This window comes from Burkholderia sp. AU45274 (genome assembly GCF_030482505.1).
Lineage (GTDB): Bacteria > Pseudomonadota > Gammaproteobacteria > Burkholderiales > Burkholderiaceae > Burkholderia.
In genome coordinates, this window is the sequence record NZ_JAUJQE010000001.1 from 287,854 (window position 1) to 306,303 (window position 18,450).

Sequence of the window (18,450 nt, forward strand, 5' to 3'; positions counted from 1 at the left end):
GAGGAACGCGATGACCAACCATCAACCCCTGCTCGACGTGCAGGGCCTGACGCGCCGCTTCGACGGCGTGACCGCGCTCGACGGCGCGAGCCTGTCACTCGCCGAAGGCGAACTGCTGAGCGTGATCGGGCCGAACGGCGCGGGCAAGTCGACGCTGTTCAACCTGATCGCGGGCGCCGACCGGCCCGATGCCGGCCGCGTGACGTTCGACGGCCGCGACATCACGGGCACCGCGCCCGAACGCCTCGCGACGCTCGGCATCGCGCGCACGTTCCAGCACGGTCGCGTGTTCGGCAACCTGAGCGTGCTCGACAACGTGCTGATCGGCGCGCATGCGCGGCTGCGCGCGGCCCGGCCGGGCTGGCCCGCGCTGGGTGCCGCGGCCGAGGTGCTGCGCGCGCTCGTGCGGCCCGCATCGGTGCGGCGCGAGGAAGCCGCGCTGCGCGACGAGGCACGCGCGATCGTCGCCGGGTTCGGCGAGCGGTTGACGCCGCGCATCGATCATCCGGCGCACAGCCTGTCGTATGCGAACCGGCGGCGCGTGGAGATCGGCCGCGCGCTCGCGCTGCATCCGCGCCTGCTGCTGCTCGACGAACCGACGGCCGGCATGAACGAGACGGAGACGGCCGAGATGCTGCAGCTGATCCAGTCGCTGAAGGCGCGCGGCCTGACGATCCTGCTGATCGAGCACAAGCTCGAACTCGTGATGCGCGTGTCCGACCGCGTGATGGTGCTCGACAACGGCGTGAAGATCGCCGAAGGCGCGCCGCGCGACGTGCGGCACGATCCACGCGTGATCGAGGCGTACCTCGGCCGCCGGCATGCGGGCGGCGCGCCGGCCGACCGCACGGCACAGGCGGCCGCATGACGGCACTTTCTTCCGGACCCGACACGACCATGACCGACGCGCTGCTGAAACTCGAACACCTGGACACGTTCTACGGGCCGGTGCAGGTGCATTTCGACGTGAACTTCGAAGTGGGCCGCGGGCAGATCGTCAGCCTGCTCGGCGGCAACGCGAGCGGCAAGTCGACGACGATGAAGCTGATTCTCGGGCTGATGCGGCCGCGCCGCGGCGTCGTGCGCTTCGACGGCGACGACGTGACGGCGCTCGCCACGCCGCAGCGCGTGCGGCGCGGGATCGCGGCCGTGCCCGAGGCGCGGCGGCTGTTCGGCGACATGAGCGTGCGCGAGAACCTGCTGATGGGCGCGTACACGCGTGGCGACCGTGCGGCGGTGGCGGAGGACTACGAGCGCGTGCTCGACCTGTTTCCGCGTGTGCGCGAGCGGCTGACGCAGCGCGCGGGCACGCTGTCGGGCGGCGAGCAGCAGATGCTCGCGATGGCGCGCGCGCTGATGGCGCGGCCGAAGCTGATCTGCATGGACGAGCCGACGATGGGGCTGTCGCCGCTGTACGTCGACAAAGTGCTCGAACTGATCGACGCGATCAACCGGCAGGGCGTGACCGTGTTCATGGTCGAGCAGAACGCGAGCCTCGCGCTGGAGATCGCGCACTACGGGTATGTGCTGCAGACGGGGCGCGTCGTGCTCGAAGGGCCTGCGAAGGCGCTGCTCGACGACGAGCGTGTGCGCGATGCGTATCTCGGCGGGGAGGCGGTGGCGGCGTAGCGGGCGGGGTGGCGGGGCAAAAAAACGGCGATGCGCGCCGGATTGTCAGGTAGATTGGCGCTCAGTCGCCATCATCGCCACCGGGAGCGCCGCACCATGTTGACTTATTCCGTTCAGAAAGTCGGCTACGCATTCGAGCAACTGGATCCGCAGGGCGCGACGGATTATCCGTCGTTCACGCAGGCGTTCGACGCGTTCCCGTGGGCGGCGCAGCATGCCGAATGGGACGACAAGCAGGACGGCCCGTTGCCGGCCCTCGTGCTGCAGCATGCCGACGATCAGCGGGAGTTGTGGGTGACCGCGCTGCGCGATGCGCATGCGGACGGCTTCCAGCTGAATGCCGTCTCGATGCGGATGAAAAAGGGGCCGTTCGGGATCGGCAAGGGCAAGCTGGAGCAGCATGTCGATACGATCGACGTCGACACGCGCGCGGATGTCGATACGTTGTGCCGGCTGTTCTGCGATCGTCAGTATGACGAGCTGGACCGGCTGGTCGCGCGGCATGCGGAGCGCAACCGCTTCGATGACGACAGCGACGATTGAGTACATGTCGCGCGCGTGCATGAACCGGCCCGGGTCCGTCGGTTCATGCCTTCTTTTCGCCGCTTCCCGCCGCGCGCGGAAACGTCAGCACCACCGCAAACCCGCCCGCCTCGGGAAATGCAAACCCGACACGCCCGCCGTGCGCCTTCATCACTTCCTGCACGATCGCGAGCCCGAGGCCCGACCCCGTGCGCCGCTCGCTGCCGTCCGGTGCGATCCGCACGAACGGTTGCAGCGCGGCATCCCAGTGCTCGCGCGGAATCCCGCGGCCGTTGTCGGTGACGGTCAGCGTCACCGCATCGTCCGCGTTGCCCTGCGTCGCGACCGAGACGACGATATCGTCCGCATGCCCATGCAGCAGCGCGTTGTGCAGTACGTTCGACAGCGCTTCCTGCAGGCTGATCGCGTCGCCGTCGATCCACGCGAGCGGCGCGTCGCTCGCGAACGCGACGGCGACATCGCGCTCGCCCGCGAGCGGAATCGCGCGGCCGAGCACGTCCTTCGCGAGCGCGACAAGTTCGACGGGTTGCAGCGGCACGGCCTCGGTGCGATGAATCACCATCGCATGATTGAGCAGCTGGCCGGTGAGCCGGCCGACGTCCGACGAGGTCGCACGCAGCGCATCGAGCCGCGCTGCGTGACGCGCGGGATCGGATTCGCCGTCGAGCAGCTCGATCTGCGCGTCGAGCCGCGCGAGCGGCGTGCGCATCTGATGCGCGGCATCGGCGATGAAGCGCTGCATCGCGTTGATCCGCTCGGCGAGACGGTGCATCAGCCCGTTGATCGACCCGATGATCGCGTCGATCTCGCTCGGCGTGTCGACGGCCACTGGCCGCAGGTCGGCCGGGTCGCGCGAGGCGATGATCGTGCCGATCTGCGCGAGCGGACGCAGGCCGCGCCGGATCGCGAGGCCGCTCGCGCCGATCGCGAGCACGCTCATCAGCAGGATCAGCGTCCACACCTTGATGCTCATGTCGTTCGTGAGCTGCTGGCGCGCGTTGGTGGTTTGCGCGACCGTCACGAGCGCCCAGCCCGGCGTGCTCTCCTCGGGCATGTACCGTGCGATGGTCGCGGTGCGGATCCGGTGCCCCTGGTACAGGCCGTTCGCGAACGCGGGGCCCTGTTTCGCAGCGGCGAGCGTCGCGGGGCTCGCGAGATCGTTGTAGCCGGCCACGACGATGCCGCGCGAATCGACGACCTTGTAGTAGACGAGGTCGTAGCGCGACAGCGTCGACAGCGCGGCCACCGGCGGATTCAGCGCGAGCACGCCGCCCTGCACGTAGAGGTTTTCCGCGACCTGGATCGATGCGCCCGCAAGCAACTGGTCGTAAGCCCGTTCGGCCGCGACGCCCGCGTAGTAGCGGGCGATCGCCGCGAGCGCGAGCGCGCCAGTCGCGACGACGAGCGCGATGAAGAGCAGCGTGCGCCCGAAGAGCGTCTTCGGGAACCAGTCAGTGCGCCGCAATCTGATACCCCATCCCGCGCGCGGTGCGGATCTCGACCGAGCTGCCCTGCAGCTTCTTGCGCACGCGGGTCACGTATTGCTCGACCGCGTTCGTGGTCGGCTCGTTGCCGAAGCTGAACAGCTGGTTCAGCAGTTCGTCCTTCGAGAAGATCCGCTGCGGGCGGCTGGCAAGGATCTCGAGCAGCGCGAATTCCTGGCGCGACAGCGACAGCGGCTGGCCGTCGAGTTCCGCGAGACGGCTGCTGCGGTCGATCACGAGGCCGCCGAGCGTCAGCACGTCGTTCGCGTGGCCGCTGTTGCGGCGCAGGAGCGCCTGCACGCGCGCATCGAGCTCGCGGTAGTCGAACGGCTTCACCAGGTAGTCGTCGGCGCCGAGGCCGAGGCCACTTACGCGGTCGTCGATCGCCGAGCGCGCGGTGACGAGCAGCACGGGTGTCGTGCTGCCCGATGCGCGCAGGTGGCGCAGCACCGTGAAGCCGTCCATGCCGGGCAGGTTCGCGTCGAGCACGACGAGGTCGAAGCGCTCGACGCGCAGCAGCCCGTGCGCGGTCGCGCCGTCGGTTTCGAGATCGACGGCGTGGCCGAGCCGCGCCAGGCGGCTGCGGATCGCCGCGCCGATTTCGGCATCGTCCTCCACGACGAGAATGCGCATGGTGCCGTTTCGCAGGTGGGTGGGTTAGGGGTTTTCCCGGGGCCGGGATGTCAGCATTTTCTCAGACTCGGTCGATAACCTGTGTCGAGCCGGACGTTGCAAGGACGGCCATTAATACCAGAACCACAGGAGACGGCAACATGCAGCAGCAAACGGGTGCGACGAACGCGCGGTGCAGCGCGTCGCCGGCCGGTGCTCGCCGGTGCGGCGACGCGGGCCCCAGCCGCCTGGCGCTTGCCGCTCGTGCAGGGAAGGCCGGCGCATGACGACGTCGCCGCGCCGCCGCGCGTTGATCGCCGCCGGCCTCGGCGTGCTCGCCGCGCCTGCGCTCGTGCGCGCGAAGCCGCGCACAGTGCGGATTTCCAAAGGCTATGGCGTGCTGTACCTGCCGCTGCTCGTGATGGAGAAGCAGCGGCTGTTCGAGCGGCACGCGGCGCGCCACGGTGTGCGCGACGTCGCGGTCGACTGGGTGCTGCTCGACGGCGGCAATTCCGTCAACGACGCGATGATGGCCGGCACGCTCGATTTCGCCGGCGCCGGCGCACCGGGTTTCATCGAGCTGTGGGCACGGGCGCGCGGCATTCCGAACGTCGAGGTGATCGGCATCAGCGGGCTGTCGACCACGTCGCTGTCGCTGAACGCGAACCGGCCGGGGCTCGCGTCGCTGCGCGACTTCACGCCGGCCGACCGGATCGCGGTGCCGGGCATCCGCACGTCGTTGTCGGCGGTGGTGCTGCAGATGGTCGCGAGCCGGCAGCTCGGCCCGACGCATTTCGCGCAGCTCGATTCGATCACCGTGAACCTGCCGCATCCGCAGGCGATGCAGGCGCTGATCCGCCGCGAGAACGGCGTCACCGCGCACTTCACGTCGCCGCCGTTCTCGACGCTCGAGCTGCGGCAGCCGGGCATCCACCGCGTCGTGAATTCGGTCGACGTGCTCGGCCCGCTGACGCTCGACGTCGTGTTCGCACCGAAGCGGCTCGTCGATACGGAGCCCGCGCTGGCCAGCGCGTTTCTCGGCGCGCTCGACGAAGCGAACCACCTGATCGCGCAGGACCCGCGCGCGGCGGCCGCGCTCTATGCGGCGTCGTCGGGCGTCGGCGTGTCGCACGACGACGTGATGCGGATGCTCGCCGCGCCCGACACGCGCTTCTCGGTGCTGCCGAACCAGCTGATGGACTACGTCGAATTCCTGTACCTCGCCGGCACGATCAAGGCGAAGCCGCGGGCGTGGCACGAGATGTTCGCGCCGATGCTCGACGCCTATCGATCGGGTTGATGCCGCCGCGCCCTTTCATCGAAATACCTCGTGCCCGCGCGCTTGTCGCGCGCAGCGCCGATTCAACCGCAATGCAACCGCTTCACGCAAGGAGCCTCAAGTGAACGCCACCGAAACCCTGGACCCCGCGTCCGCCGAAGAGCAGCGCATCATGTCGAAGATGGCGCGGCGCCTGCTGCCCATCCTCGTCGTGATGTTCCTGATCGCGTTCATCGACCGGCAGAACGTCGGCTTCGCGAAGCTGCAGATGGTGCACAGCCTCGGGATGACGGAGGCCGCGTTCGGGCTCGCGTCGTCGCTGTTCTTCATCGGCTACCTGCTGTTCGAGGTGCCGAGCACGCTCGCGCTGCATCGCTACGGCGCACGCGTGTGGCTCGCGCGGATCATGCTGACGTGGGGGCTCATCACCGTGCTGATGGGCTTCACGACGTCGATGCCCGCGTTCTGCGGGCTGCGCTTCGTGCTCGGTATCGCCGAGGCCGGCTTTTATCCGGGCGTGATCTACTACCTGACGCTGTGGTTCCCGCAGAGCTACCGCGCGAAGGTGCTCGGCATCTTCACGCTCGGCAGCGCGCTCGCGAACATGCTCGGCTCGCTGGTCGGCGGCGTGCTGCTGAGCCTGAACGGCGTGTGGGGGCTCGCGGGCTGGCAGTGGGTGTTCGTGGCGACGGGTATTCCGGCGGTGATCGTCGCGGTCGTCGTGTTCCGCGTGCTGCCCGCGTCGGTGCGCGACGCACGTTTCCTCGACGACCGCGAGAAGCAGATCGTCGAGGCCGCGCTCGAACGCGAGAAGCCGGCGAAGGCCGAGCATGGGCAGCCGTGGAAGGCGCTGCTCGATCCGCGCGTGATGCTGTTCGCGGCGACCTACATGCTGATGTCGACGTCGCTGTACGGCGTCACGTACTGGCTGCCGACGCTCGTGAAATCGTTCGGCGTGTCGAGCAGCATGAACGGCTTCCTGAGCATGCTGCCGTGGGCGCTCGCCGTGTTGCTGCTGCTGTGGCTGCCGGCGAAGCTGCGCCGCGCGAAGAGCATCCTGCGCACGATCGCGATCGTCGCGGCGCTCGGTGCGCTCGGCTTCCTGCTGAGCCTCGTGCTGCCCTCGACGCCGCTGCGCTTCATCGCGCTGGTGCTCGGTGGCGCATGCATCCCGCTGCTGTATCCGTGCTTCTGGTCGATGCCGCCGCGTTACTTCACCGGCGCGCGGGCGGCGGCGAGCGTCGCGGCGATCAACTCGATCGGCAACCTCGGCGGCTTCTTCAGCCAGAACCTGATGCCGTTTGCCGGCAAGGTGACGGGCACCGCGTTCGGCCCGATGATCGTGCCGATCGTGTGTCTCGCACTGCTCGGGATCGGCGCGCTGGTCGCGTGGACGCGCTCGGAGCGGGGGATGGTGGCGGCGCGCGCGTGAGGGCGCGCGGCGTTATCGCTTCATCGACGGGTTCCCGACGAACGCACCACCGCCTTCGCCGGGAACCTACCCCCGCGGCGCCCCAACCCCACCATGCGCGACCGTCACCTGCGCAGGCGCCAGCGGAATCTCCACCTCGACCGTCGTCCCTTCGCCGAGCGTCGTCGCGATCCGCAGCGTGCCGCCGACGAGATACGCGCGCTCGCGTAACCCGACCAGCCCGAACGATCCCGACTTGCGCGGCACGCCGGGATCGAAACCCGCGCCGTCGTCGCGAATCGTCAGCTCGATCGCATTGCTCGCATGCACGAGTTCGACTGTCGCATGCGACGCGGCCGCGTGCCGCGCGACGTTCGCGAGCGCTTCCTGCGCGATGCGAAACACCGCCGTCGCGTAAGGCTCGTCGAGCTGCAGCTCGGGAGGCTCGACGTGCAGCGTGCACTCGATACCGTGACGGTGCCGGAAATCCTCCACGAGCCACTGCATCGCCGCGGCGAAGCCGAGATCGTCGAGCATCAGCGGGCGCAGGTCCGACGCGATGCGGCGCGTCGCGGCCACCGCGCCGCGCGCCAGCGCGTGCATCGCCGCGATCTTGCGCGCCAGCTGCGCATCGTCCTGCGGCACGCGGTCGATCAGCCATTCGAGATCGTTCTTCAGCGTCGCGAGCGTCTGCGCGAGTTCGTCGTGCAGCTCGCGTGCGATGCGGCGCTGCTCGGCTTCGCGTGCGCTCGCGCTGATCGCGGCGATCTCGCGCAGCTCCTCGCGCGACGCCTGCAGCGCCCGTTCGGCACGCACGCGGTCCTCGACTTCGCGTCGCAGGTCGCGGTTCGACGCGCTCAGTTGCGCGGTGCGCGCGGCGACGCGTTGTTCGAGCCGTTCGTTCGCGTCGTTCAGCTGCGCGCTCTTCTGCGCGACGAGCAGATGCTGGTAGCGCGCGCCGGCCAGCGCGCGCACCGTCTGCGCATGCAGCCGGCCGTTCTCGAACAGCATCGCGAACAGCACGACGCCGGACGCGACGAGGCCGTACGCGCGCCCCGCGTAGAAGCCGAGGTCGTAGCGCCCGTGATTCAGCATCGACGACAGCGCGATGTCGAACAGCCACGCGACGAGCACCGTCATCACCCACAGGTCGAGCACGGAATGGCGCCGCCGCCGCCGCCACATCAGCATCAGCGCGACCAGGTTCAGCCCCCAGACGATCGTGATCGCGTTCGTCATCGTCGCGGCCATCCGGTTGCCGTTCATGATGCGCGGCAGCAGGTCGTGGCCGGCCGTCGCGAGCAGCGCGAGCGCGACCGTCGCGCCGACCGCGGCCGCGATGCACAGCACGACGGGAATCGCCGCGCGGCGCTGCGGGGCCGGAATCGGGCCCGGCGCACGCGACTTCGCGCGCAGCAGCGCGTAAGTGGCGACCGCCAGCGGAAAGCCGCCGTGCCAGAACAGGTACAGCCAGGCGGTGGTCTGGTCGCCGCCGCCGAGCAGGCCGGTCGGTGCGAACAGTCCGGGAAAGGTCAGCATGTGGGTGCCGGCCATGAAACCCGTGAACAGGTAGCCGCCCGCGAGCACGAGCAGCGGCCGCTGGCGCAGGATCGCGTACTGGCCGAGCAGCAGGCCGGCCGTCACCATGTCGTTGACGACGATTGCCGACTGGTACACGGGGATGAACGCCCAGCCCGGCGCAAGCGGCCTGCCCGCGAACGGTGTAAGCGCGGCGAAGATCACGGCGGAGATGAGGACGGTCGCGAGTGCGAACCGCCGTTCGCGCCGGCCCGGCGGCAGCGACGACATGAACAGGCGCGACGCGTCCGGGTCGTCGTCCGCGGGCGAGGGCCGGGATGAGGGCGGGAAGCGGAAGGCGGCGGTCATGCGTCGCCGCCGGGGTCGAGTTCGTGGCGCACCGCGTAGCGGACCAGCGCGGCTTCGTGCGGCAGCTCCATCTTCTCGAGGATCCGGGTCTTGTAGGTGCTGACCGTCTTTGCGCTGAGCGCGAGTTCGGTCGCGATCTGCGTGACGGTCTGGCCGGCGACGATGCGGCGCATCACGTCGAGCTCGCGCGCGGACAGCCGTTCGTGCGGCAGCGCGGCGGCCGGCGTGCGCAGCGTGAGCGCGAGGCTCTCGGCCGCCGACGGGCTCACGTAGACGCCGCCCGCGGCCACCTTGCCGACCGCCTCGACGAGCTCGGCGGTCGCGCTGTCCTTCGTCAGGTAGCCGGTCGCGCCGGCCTTGAACGCGCGCGCCGCGTACTGCGCCTCCGCATGCATCGTTAGCACCAGCGTGCGCAGCGACGGCGCGTGGCGTTTCACCAGCCGGATCAGCTCGATGCCGGTCGGCGCGGGCATCGACAGGTCGAGCAGCAGCACGTCGGCGGCACCGCGCTCGACCAGCGCAAGCGTGGCCGAGCCGTCGCTCGCCTCGCCGACGATTTCGAAACCGCCGGCCGTTTCCAGGATGTAACGCAGTCCGTCCCGCATGACTGCGTGATCGTCAGCCAGAATTACCCTGATCATCTAGCGATCCTCTTCGGGATGACGCCGCGCCCTGCTGTCCGGGTGTCGCCGCGGCTGTTCTTCTGATCAATATATTCCGCCGAATCCGAAAACGGTACACATCCGGGAAATTTTCGAGATAGCCGAACGTGGAATGTGTACTGAAACGAAACAATCCCAGGGAAAAGGCAGGCGGCGGAGCCGGCGAAAATCAGGGTATTCCCTGATTATTATTGAGGCGGTGAAGAGGCGGCGCGTCGTGTCGCGCGCTACCCCGCGAACCGTTCCGATTCGGGACTAAACTGGTGCCCGATGCCACTACAACCCCCGAGGAGCCCCGCGATGATCGATCTTGCCGATATCCTGCCGTCCGCACTGCCCGCTGCCGTTGCATGGGCGGAAGCCGAGGCGGCGCGCGGGATCGCGCAGGGGGCGCCGCTGACGCCCGAGCAAGCCGACGACGCGCGCACGGTGGGCGTCGCTCAGCCCGAGCGGATCCGCGTGGTGACCGTCGACCGCATGCCGTTCCCCGAGGTGCCGTCGCTGGCCGCGATCGCCCGCGACTCGGGGCTCCTGGCGCCGGGGACGATCGGGCTCACGCTTGGCCATGCGGTGTACGTGCTGCGCGGGCAGGACACGCGCCGCCTGCTGACCCACGAATTCCGCCACGTGCATCAGTACGAGGCTGCCGGCTCGATCGGCGCGTTTCTCGTGCGCTATCTGCAAGAGATCGCGACGGTCGGCTACCACGACGCGCCGCTCGAGGCCGACGCGCGGCAGCACGAGTTCGATTGACCCGCCCCGCCGGCGCGACCGCGCGCACCGCCCGATGAACATTCCCCATGCCATCACCGGCCCGGTGTCCGCACACCGGGTCGCTCCGCCGAGGCGCGTGCGATGAGCGATACGATCCACGCGTGGATCGGCGCGATCGGCGCACATCCGCTGCTCGTGCTCGCGATCGTATTCATGGCGGCCTGCGCCGAGGCGATCGCGCTGATCGGCACGGTCGTGCCGGCCGGCGCCGTGATGTTCGCGGCCGGTGCGCTGATCGGCGCGGGCGCGCTCGACGCCTGGACGACCATCGGTGTCGCGGCGGTCGGCGCCGTGATCGGCGACGGGATCAGCTATGAACTCGGGCGGCACTACCGCGGCGTGATCCGCAACGCATGGGCGCGCTTCGGCTATGCGGCCGCCTTCGCGCGCGGCGAGGAGTTCGTGCTGCGCCATGGCATGAAGAGCATCGTGCTTGCGCGTTTTCTTGCGCCGGTGCGCGCGGTCGTGCCGGTCGTGGTCGGCTGCGCGACGCTGCCGCGCCGGTCGTTCTATCCGGTCAACGTCGTCTCGGCGCTCATCTGGGCGCCCGTGCACGTCGCGCCGGGCATCCTGTTCGGCGCGTCGGCCGCGCTGGCCGCGGCGATCAGCGTGCGGGTCGCCGTGATCCTGCTGGTCGTCGCGGCGCTCGTCGCCCTCGTGTGGATCGGCGTGCGCGTCTCGTTGCGGCGCGGCTGGCCGCTGTTGCGCCGTGCGCTCGTCGACGGCTTGCACGCCTGCGCGCGGCGCTGGCCGCGCTTCGGTGCACGGCTGCACGACGCGATTGCTTATGTGCGCGGCCTGCCCGGCGCGGTGCCCGTGCTCGCGCTGCTGTTCATCGGCTGCGTGTGGCTGTTCGCGGGCCTCGTGCAGGATGTCGTCGCGAACGATCCGCTGATGCACGCGGACATCGCGCTGTATGCGTTCCTGCAGAACCTGCGCACGCCGCCTGTGGACGCCACGATGCGCGCGCTTGCCGTGCTGCACGGGCACGACACGGGGCTGATCGTCGCGGCCGCGTTTCTCGTCTGGCTGATGATCCACCGCTGCTGGCTGACGGCCGCGTGGTGGCTCGTGACGGTCGGCGTCGCCGTCGTGCTCGGGCCGGTGTTCGGCGCGGGCATACCCGGCGCGACACCCGCGAGCCTGCCGCCCGGTGCGCCGCACGTGCCGCTGCCCGATGCCGAAGCGGCGTTCGCGATTCTCGCGAGCAGCGGCCTCGGCTGGGTGCTCGCGCGCGACCGGCCCGCGCGGTGGCGGATTCCGGTCGTGACGGCGGTGGTGTTGTGGATCGTGCTCGGCGGCTTCGCGCGGCTGTATGTGGGCGACACATGGCTGTCGGGCCTGCTGGGCGGCTGGAGTCTCGGGCTCGCCTGGTTCGCGTTGCTGGCCGGCGCCTATGCATACTGGCGCATACGCGAGCACGTGCAGCCGAGGGGCGGGCTCGTCGCGGTGACGGTGGTGCTCGCGACGGCCGGCGTATGGACGGTTCCCGCGCAATGGCAGCTCGACCGCGCGGCGCGCCCGCATGTCGGCGACGTGGTCGCGATGACCGTCGACCAGTGGCTGCGCGGCGGGTGGCAGCGCGTGCCGGTGCGGCGCACCGAGATCGGCGGCGACCGCGAGGAATATCTGCCGCTGCAATGGAGCGCGACGTCGGACACGCTCGACCGGCATCTCGCGCAGGCCGGCTGGCAGCGCGCGGCGCCGTGGTCGCCGGCCACCGCGCTGCGCTGGCTGCTGCCGCAGGCGCCGGCCGAGGCGCTGCCGGTGCTGCCGCGCTACACGCACGGCGAAAGCACGCGCCGCGTGTTCGTGCGCGTCGATCCGGGGCAGCCGGAAAGCCGCCTCGTGCTGCGGCTGTGGCGTTATCCGTACGTGCTGCAGGACGCGCTCGGCATGCGGCCGCTGTGGTACGGCGCGCTGTATCGCGAGACGCTGCACCGGCCGGCGCGACTGATGACGATCGTGCGCACGACGACGATCGACGATGCGGCGACGATGGCGAAGGCGCTGTCGGTCGAGCCGGCGATCGAGCATCCGCCGACGGGGATGGCTAACGCGCCGGCGGAGATGCTGCTGGTGTGGATGGTGCGGCCGTGAGCGGGCGGTGTGCCGCTTATGCGTGCACCGGCTGTGCAGGGACGACGGACAGGCGCAGGCCGACGGTCTTGAGCACCGCGAGCAGGGTTTTCAGTGTCGGGTTGCCGTTTGGGGACAGCGTGCGATACAGCGATTCGCGGCTGATGCCGGCTTCGGCCGCGACGGCGCCGAGCCCGCCGTACGCTTCCGCGACCGTACGCAGCGCGAGCAGGCCGGCCGCGCGGTTGTCGGGATCGTCGAGCGACTCCATCGCGACGCGCAGATAGGCCACCGCGAGTTCGCGGTCGGCGCCGAGTTCGGCGACTTCCGCGTCATGGTGCGATACCGCACCTTTGAGCTTGGTCATGTTTGACTCCGTTTCCAGTTCGACCAGTGTTCCTTTGCGCGCCTGATGTCGTCGGGTTGACTGCTTTTGTCGCCACCTGAAAGCAACAGCACCAGTGCGCCGCCGTACCGCCCGAAATACACGCGATAGCCGGCGCCGACGTGGACGCGCAGTTCGATCACGCCTTCGCCGACGGGCTCGCAATCGCCGAAGTTGCCTGTCTGCACGCGGCGCAGGCGTTCGCGAATCCGTGCCTGCGCAAGCTTGTCGCGCACGGCGTTCAACCATTCGGTGAAGGGCTCGCGACCATCGTCGCGCTGGTAGCGAAGAAGTTCGAACTTGGAGAGCATTGTAACTTATAAGCTACAAAAAGGGAGTAGGGTAAATGGCGGGGTCGTGCGAGCTGCCGGGTGGTGCGCGCGGGGCGTGCGCGCATTGCCGAGTCGGGGCGACACACGACACCGCATGCGCGTTGCTGCGCATACGATGCCTTCGAAGTGCGGGATGTCAGGCCGCGAAGCCGGCTTCCCGGACGAAGATCATTCTTTCATCCGGTGCGCAGGGTGACGATTCGGCCGGATGGCCAAAGTCAACGGCCCGGTGACGGGCACGCGCGGTGGGTGGGGTGTCGGGGGGAACAACGTGAACAGCAAACCTGTCGGTGCCGGCGCGTCGCGCCTGGCGAGCCGACAGGCCTCCTGACATTACGGCTTCGCCGGCGCGGCCGTCGCGATCTTGTCGAGCGCCGCCGGGATGTACGTGTCGAGCTGCGTGGTGACCGATTCGTAGAAATCGATCGGCTTGCCCCACGCATCGGGCACGTCGACGTGCTTCCCGGACGCATACTCGGCCAGCGTGAACACCTTGCCGGCGGCCGACGGATAGAGCGCGAGCACCTTCTCCTTGTGTTTGTCGGTCATCGTCAGGATTACATCGGAATGCTTGATGTCGTTGGCGTTCAACTGCACCGAACGGTGCGCGGACGTGTCGATGCCGCGGCGCTTCATCAGGATCACGCCGTTTTCTTCGGGCTTTTCGTCATACGGATCTTCGTCGACCGCACGTGAAATCACCGCGATGTGCGCGTGGCGTTGCGCGATCAACTGGCCGGCGATCGCTTCGGCCATCACGCTGCGCCCGGTGTTGCCGGTGTCGACGAACGCGACCTTCTTCGGCTCGTCGGCGAACGCCGACGTCGCGCACTGGATGCCGACGCAACAGAGCAGGGCCAGCGTGTTGAGGGTGTGCCTTCTTTTCATGATGTCTCCGCGAGGGTGAGGAACCCCGGCGGCGCGCCGGGGCCTGCGGGAGATCATGACGGCCGCATGCGACGGAAAAAAATAAACGGCCGGTTTTTGCAAGACGACGTCGCTTCGTGGCAAGCGGGTTCGGTGACGGCGCATGCACCGCGCACCCGACCGGGGAAGCCGCGAACCACGGCCCCGATCGCGGCGCGTGACTGTTTCATCGTCACGTCGTCGCCGCCACCCGTTCCGCCGCAAACCCCGCCAGCGTTCGCAACGCATCCCGCGCCGACCGCAGGTAAAACGCCTGCAGATGAAACACATGCCAGCGCGCCGCATGAACCTCCAGCCGGCACGGCACGCCGCAGGCCTGCGCATGACGGGCCAGCCGCTGCGCATCCGAGAGCAGCACCTCCTGGTCGCCGGCCTGAACGAGCATCGGCGGCAGGCCGCGCAGGTCGGTGTCGAGCGGGCCGCGGGCGGCCACCGAACCGGCGCCGTGATACCAGCGCAGCCCCTGTTCGAGCCAGCCGCGACGGATCATCGGGTCGTCATGCCGGCGCGACGCCAGCGTCGCGCCGCCGAGCGCGGGATCGGTCACGGGCGAAATCAGCAGCAGCGCGGCGGCAGCCGGCTCGCCGCGTTCGCGCAGCGCGATGGCCAGTGCGAGCGCCAGCGCACCGCCGGCCGAATCGCCGGCGATCACGATCCGGTGCGGCGCATGGCCCTGCGCGCGCATCGCGTCGTAGACGGCCAGCGCATCGTCGAGCGCGGCCGGGCTCGGATGCTCGGGCGCCAGCCGGTAGTCGGGCACCCACACCGGCAGGCCCGCATCATTCGCGAGCCGCGTCGTCACGCCGCGATGCGTATGCGGCCCGCCGAGACAGAATGCGCCGCCGTGCAGATAGAGGATCGCGCCGCCCGTGTCGCCGCGTTTCGGCGCCACGACTTCGACCGGCACGCGATGCGCGGACGTGCGGTAGCGCAGCGTGCCGCTCGTGCCCGGCATCAGCGGCGACAGCAGCGCGACGACGCGGCGTTGCATGCGCGCGCCGAACGGCGGCCCGATCAGCGGCCGGAAGGCCAGCCGCAGGAAGCCGCGCAGCGATGCGGCGGTCAGTGCCTCCAGCCGGCCGGCGGGCGGCGCGACCACCACGTCGCGCGCCGGTGCGGCCGACTCCGGCAACGGATGCGTGAAGCGGTAAGCGCCCATCCCGGTGAAGCGCGTGATCCACCGGTAGGTCAGCGTGAAGCCCGGCCAGTTCGTGCTGTTGTGTCCCGACGCATCGACGTACCAGCTCTTGCAGCTGTTCCACACCGAGCCTTCGAGACGCTGCTGCACATGCACGTTGAAGCGCCGGTAGCGGCGCGCATCGACGTCGATCTCGCGCGCACCGTCACGCCGCATCGTGCGCAGGCAGCGCATCACGTGCGCGATCTGGCTTTCGAGCATATAGACGATCGAGTTGTGGCCGAGGTTGGTGTTCGGGCCGTACAGCATGAAGAAGTTCGGAAAACCGGGCACCGTGAGCCCGAGATACGCCTGCGCGCCGCGCCGCCATGCGTCGTTCAGGTCGAGCCCGTCGCGGCCCGTGATACGCATCGGCGACAGGAACTCGGTCGCCGCGAACCCCGTGCCGTAGATGATCGCATCGACCGGATGATGCACGCCGTCGACGGTCTCGATGCCGTCCTCCGTCACGCGCCGGATCCGCTGCGTGACGAGTTCGACGTTGTCGCGGCTCATCGCGGCAAGGTAGTCGCTCGACAGCAGGATGCGCTTGCAGCCGATCGGGTAGTCGGGCGTGAGCCGCGCACGCAGCGCGGGGTCCGGCACGTCGCGTGCAAGCAGTTGGTGGAACGGCCGGCCGACCGCGACCTTCATCAGCTTGTGCAGACGCGTGAACGCGATCGCGCGCGATTCGTAGCGCAGGTAGATCGATGCGCGATGCAGCTTCATCGCCCACGGCAACCGGCGGAACAGCGCTTTCTCCCACGGGCGGTACGCGCGGTCGGGGCGCGGCATCACATAGGCAGGCGAACGCTGGAATACGACCAGCTGCTTCACGTCGCCCGCGATCGCCGGGACGAACTGGATCGCCGACGCGCCGGTGCCCACGACCGCCACGCGCTTGCCAGCGAGCGAATAGTCGTGATCCCAGTGCGCGGAGTGGAACGCGCGGCCGCGAAACGTGTCGATGCCGGGCAGGTCGGGCATCGCCGGGCGGCTCAGCTGCCCGGTGCCGCTGACGAGCACGGCGGCGCTGAGCGTCGTGCCGTCGGCGAGCGTGACGCGCCACAGCGCGGCGGCTTCGTCGTAGCGGGCGTGCGCGACCTCGGCGCCGAAGCGCAGGTAGCGCGCGAGGCCGTACTTGCGCGCGCAATGCTGCAGGTACGCATGGATTTCGGGCTGCGGCGCGAACACGCGCGACCATGCCGGATTGGGCTCGAACGAGAACGAGTACAGGTGCGAGGGCACGTCGCAGGCGGCGCCCGGGTAGCGGTTGTCGCGCCACACGCCGCCGACGTCGTGCGAGCGTTCGACGATCGTGAAGTCGTGGATGCCGGCACGTTGCAGCGCGATCGCCATGCCGATGCCGGCGAAGCCGGCGCCGATGATGATTGCCGCAAGCGGGGCGGCGGAGTCGGCGGCGCGAGCGGTATCAGGCGACAACATGGCGGGTTTCCTCGGAGTGGATGGCATCGTGCGCGGCACACGCGGCGGGAACTGTGTCGAGATCCGTCGCTGTCCTGACGGTTTCGCGTTGCGGTTGTGCGGACGTTCGGCACACGCCCCGGATCAGGTCGACGGCCTTTTCGGCGATCATGATCGTCGGTGCGTTGGTATTGCCGCCGATGAGGGTCGGCATCACCGACGCATCGACGATGCGCAGCCCCTGCAGGCCGCGCACGCGCAGTTGCGGGTCGACGACGGCGAGCGCGTCGTGCCCCATCCGGCACGTGCCGACCGGGTGATACACGGTGTCGGTGCGCCGCCGCAGCACGTCGCGGATTTCATCGTCGGTGTTGACGTTCGCGGTGAACAGGTCGCGCGTGGTCCAGCCGGCGAGTGACGGCGCTTCCATCAGCCGTCGTGTGAGGCGGAAGCCCGCAACCATGTCGTCGAGATCGCGCGGATCGTCGAAGAACGCGGGATCGATGCGCGGCGCCGCGAGCGGATCGGCGCTGTTCAGCGTGACCGAGCCGCGGCTGCGCGGCCGCAGCAGGCACACGTGGCACGACAGCCCGTGGCCGGCGTGCAGCTTGCGCGCATGATCGTCGACGAGCGCGACGACGAAGTGCAGCTGGATGTCCGGCGCGTCGAGCTCGGCGCGCGTCTTCAGGAAGCCGCCGCCTTCCGCGAAATTCGACGTCAGCATCCCGCGCCGTTCGCGGCGAAAACGCGCCAGCTCGCGCAGCATGCGCAGGCCGCCGCCCACGGACACGCCCATCGTGTCGACGCTGCGCGTGCGGTAGCCGAAGATGAAATCCGGATGATCCTGCAGGTTGCGGCCGACGCCGGGCAGGTCGGCGTGCACGGCGATGCCCTGTTGCTGGAGTTCGCGGCCCGGGCCGACGCCCGACAGCATCAGCAACTGCGGCGTTTGCAGCGCGCCGGCCGCGAGCACGACTTCACGCCGCGCGCGCAGCGTGCGGACCTCGCCATGCTGCCGCACCTCGACGCCGGTCGCGCGCGTGCCGTCGAACAGGATGCGCAGCACCTGCGCGTGCGTCTCGACCGTCAGGTTGTCGCGGCGGCCGACGTGCGGCAGCAGGTATGCGCGCGCCGCGCTCCACCGTTCGCCGTGCTTCTGCGTGACCTGGTAGAGGCCGATGCCTTCCTGCTGCGCGCCGTTGAAATCGTCGGTGAGCGGCAGGCCGGCCTGCCGCGCGGCTTCCAGGTAGCGCGCATGGAACGGGTTGCCGGTGCGCAGGTCGCTCACCCACAGCGGGCCGTCGCGGCCGTGCCACGCATCGTCGAAGCGCTCGTTGTGCTCGCTCAGGCGGAAGTACGGCAGCACGTCGTCGTAGCTCCAGCCTTCGTTGCCGAGCGCGGCCCAGCCGTCGTAGTCGACGCGATGGCCGCGGATATAGACCATCGCGTTGATCGCCGACGAACCGCCCAGCACCTTGCCGCGCGGCTGGTAGCCGATGCGCCCGCCGAGGCCCGGCTGCGGCACCGTGTCGAAGGCCCAGTTGTTGATGCGGGTCGGCATCATCGCGACCGCGCCGGTCGGCACGTTGACGAGCGTGCCGTCGCCGCGGCCGCCGGCCTCGAGCACGCAGACGGTCACGGCCGGGTCGTCGGTCAGCCGCCCGGCGACGACGCTGCCGCCCGAACCGCCGCCCACGACGATGTAGTCGAAAGTCTTGCTCATGGATTGGTCCTCTGAGGGGCGATGGATCAAGCGGGGCGCGGCAGCGTGCACGGGCGGCCGGTGTGCGGCAGGCGAGGCGCGAGCGGCGGGGCGGGATCGCTGGCGCATGCGGCAAATTCGT

The 18,450-nt window shown here is 69.6% G+C and carries 16 protein-coding genes; 7 read left to right on the top strand and 9 right to left on the bottom strand.

Annotated features, from left to right (window positions below; translation table 11 throughout):
- Nucleotides 1-10: 10 nt before the first annotated feature.
- The 3 genes from QZM35_RS01355 to QZM35_RS01365 all read left to right on the top strand — a co-directional run bounded on the left by QZM35_RS01355 (nt 11) and on the right by QZM35_RS01365 (nt 2,172).
- Nucleotides 11-868 (top strand): ABC transporter ATP-binding protein, encoded by an 858-nt coding sequence (locus tag QZM35_RS01355; RefSeq protein WP_089428245.1) that lies wholly within the window; start codon nt 11-13, stop codon nt 866-868.
- The gene (locus QZM35_RS01360) at nt 865-1,629 is read left to right on the top strand and encodes an ABC transporter ATP-binding protein (protein WP_039354526.1); all 765 of its coding nucleotides are present in this window, start codon (nt 865-867) and stop codon (nt 1,627-1,629) included. The genes QZM35_RS01355 and QZM35_RS01360 overlap by 4 nt, the downstream gene beginning before the upstream one ends.
- A 96-nt stretch (nt 1,630-1,725) precedes the next feature.
- Nucleotides 1,726-2,172 (top strand): hypothetical protein, encoded by a 447-nt coding sequence (locus QZM35_RS01365; RefSeq protein ID WP_301775254.1) that lies wholly within the window; start codon nt 1,726-1,728, stop codon nt 2,170-2,172.
- Between the two features lie 43 nt (nt 2,173-2,215).
- On the opposite strand, the gene QZM35_RS01370 is transcribed toward QZM35_RS01365, so the two are convergent.
- Together QZM35_RS01370 and QZM35_RS01375 are read right to left on the bottom strand one after the other, a co-directional pair.
- Entirely contained in the window at nt 2,216-3,637 is a 1,422-nt protein-coding gene (locus QZM35_RS01370; RefSeq protein WP_089432193.1) for a sensor histidine kinase, read from the bottom strand.
- The gene (locus QZM35_RS01375; protein WP_069250848.1) at nt 3,624-4,289 is read right to left on the bottom strand and encodes a response regulator transcription factor; all 666 of its coding nucleotides are present in this window, start codon (nt 4,287-4,289) and stop codon (nt 3,624-3,626) included. The genes QZM35_RS01370 and QZM35_RS01375 overlap by 14 nt, the downstream gene beginning before the upstream one ends.
- A gap of 262 nt (nt 4,290-4,551) precedes the next feature.
- Here QZM35_RS01375 and QZM35_RS01380 point away from each other — a divergent pair, with 262 nt between their 5' ends.
- Both QZM35_RS01380 and QZM35_RS01385 read left to right on the top strand, forming a co-directional pair.
- The gene (locus tag QZM35_RS01380) at nt 4,552-5,568 is read left to right on the top strand and encodes an ABC transporter substrate-binding protein (RefSeq protein WP_301775255.1); all 1,017 of its coding nucleotides are present in this window, start codon (nt 4,552-4,554) and stop codon (nt 5,566-5,568) included.
- A gap of 100 nt (nt 5,569-5,668) precedes the next feature.
- Nucleotides 5,669-6,979: an MFS transporter gene (locus QZM35_RS01385; RefSeq protein ID WP_089432194.1), complete on the top strand. Its 1,311-nt coding sequence runs from the start codon at nt 5,669-5,671 to the stop codon at nt 6,977-6,979.
- Nucleotides 6,980-7,045: 66 nt separating this feature from the next.
- Here QZM35_RS01385 and QZM35_RS01390 read toward each other — a convergent pair whose 3' ends face one another.
- Together QZM35_RS01390 and QZM35_RS01395 are read right to left on the bottom strand one after the other, a co-directional pair.
- Entirely contained in the window at nt 7,046-8,845 is a 1,800-nt protein-coding gene (locus QZM35_RS01390) for a sensor histidine kinase (RefSeq protein WP_301775256.1), read from the bottom strand.
- Nucleotides 8,842-9,486, bottom strand: a complete 645-nt coding sequence (locus tag QZM35_RS01395) for a response regulator transcription factor (protein WP_089428238.1) — start codon at nt 9,484-9,486, stop codon at nt 8,842-8,844. Before QZM35_RS01395 ends, QZM35_RS01390 begins: the two co-directional genes overlap by 4 nt.
- Nucleotides 9,487-9,807: 321 nt before the next feature.
- Between QZM35_RS01395 and QZM35_RS01400 the strand changes: the two genes are divergently transcribed.
- Complete coding sequence (locus QZM35_RS01400; protein WP_089432195.1) at nt 9,808-10,260, top strand: hypothetical protein; 453 nt, start codon at nt 9,808-9,810, stop codon at nt 10,258-10,260.
- Between the two features lie 102 nt (nt 10,261-10,362).
- Nucleotides 10,363-12,381, top strand: a complete 2,019-nt coding sequence (locus QZM35_RS01405; RefSeq protein WP_301775257.1) for an LssY C-terminal domain-containing protein — start codon at nt 10,363-10,365, stop codon at nt 12,379-12,381.
- Nucleotides 12,382-12,397: 16 nt separating this feature from the next.
- On the opposite strand, the gene QZM35_RS01410 is transcribed toward QZM35_RS01405, so the two are convergent.
- The 5 genes from QZM35_RS01410 to QZM35_RS01430 form a co-directional block, all read right to left on the bottom strand.
- Nucleotides 12,398-12,727: a DNA-binding protein gene (locus QZM35_RS01410; RefSeq protein WP_039354565.1), complete on the bottom strand. Its 330-nt coding sequence runs from the start codon at nt 12,725-12,727 to the stop codon at nt 12,398-12,400.
- Nucleotides 12,724-13,056, bottom strand: a complete 333-nt coding sequence (locus QZM35_RS01415; RefSeq protein ID WP_301775258.1) for a type II toxin-antitoxin system RelE/ParE family toxin — start codon at nt 13,054-13,056, stop codon at nt 12,724-12,726. Before QZM35_RS01415 ends, QZM35_RS01410 begins: the two co-directional genes overlap by 4 nt.
- 354 nt (nt 13,057-13,410) lie before the next feature.
- The gene (locus tag QZM35_RS01420) at nt 13,411-13,965 is read right to left on the bottom strand and encodes a protein tyrosine phosphatase (protein ID WP_089428234.1); all 555 of its coding nucleotides are present in this window, start codon (nt 13,963-13,965) and stop codon (nt 13,411-13,413) included.
- Between the two features lie 211 nt (nt 13,966-14,176).
- Nucleotides 14,177-16,627 (bottom strand): alpha/beta hydrolase fold domain-containing protein, encoded by a 2,451-nt coding sequence (locus QZM35_RS01425; protein WP_301775259.1) that lies wholly within the window; start codon nt 16,625-16,627, stop codon nt 14,177-14,179.
- Nucleotides 16,614-18,329, bottom strand: coding sequence for a GMC family oxidoreductase (locus tag QZM35_RS01430; protein ID WP_089432198.1), 1,716 nt, complete (start codon nt 18,327-18,329; stop codon nt 16,614-16,616). Before QZM35_RS01430 ends, QZM35_RS01425 begins: the two co-directional genes overlap by 14 nt.
- Between the last annotated feature and the right edge of the window lie 121 nt (nt 18,330-18,450).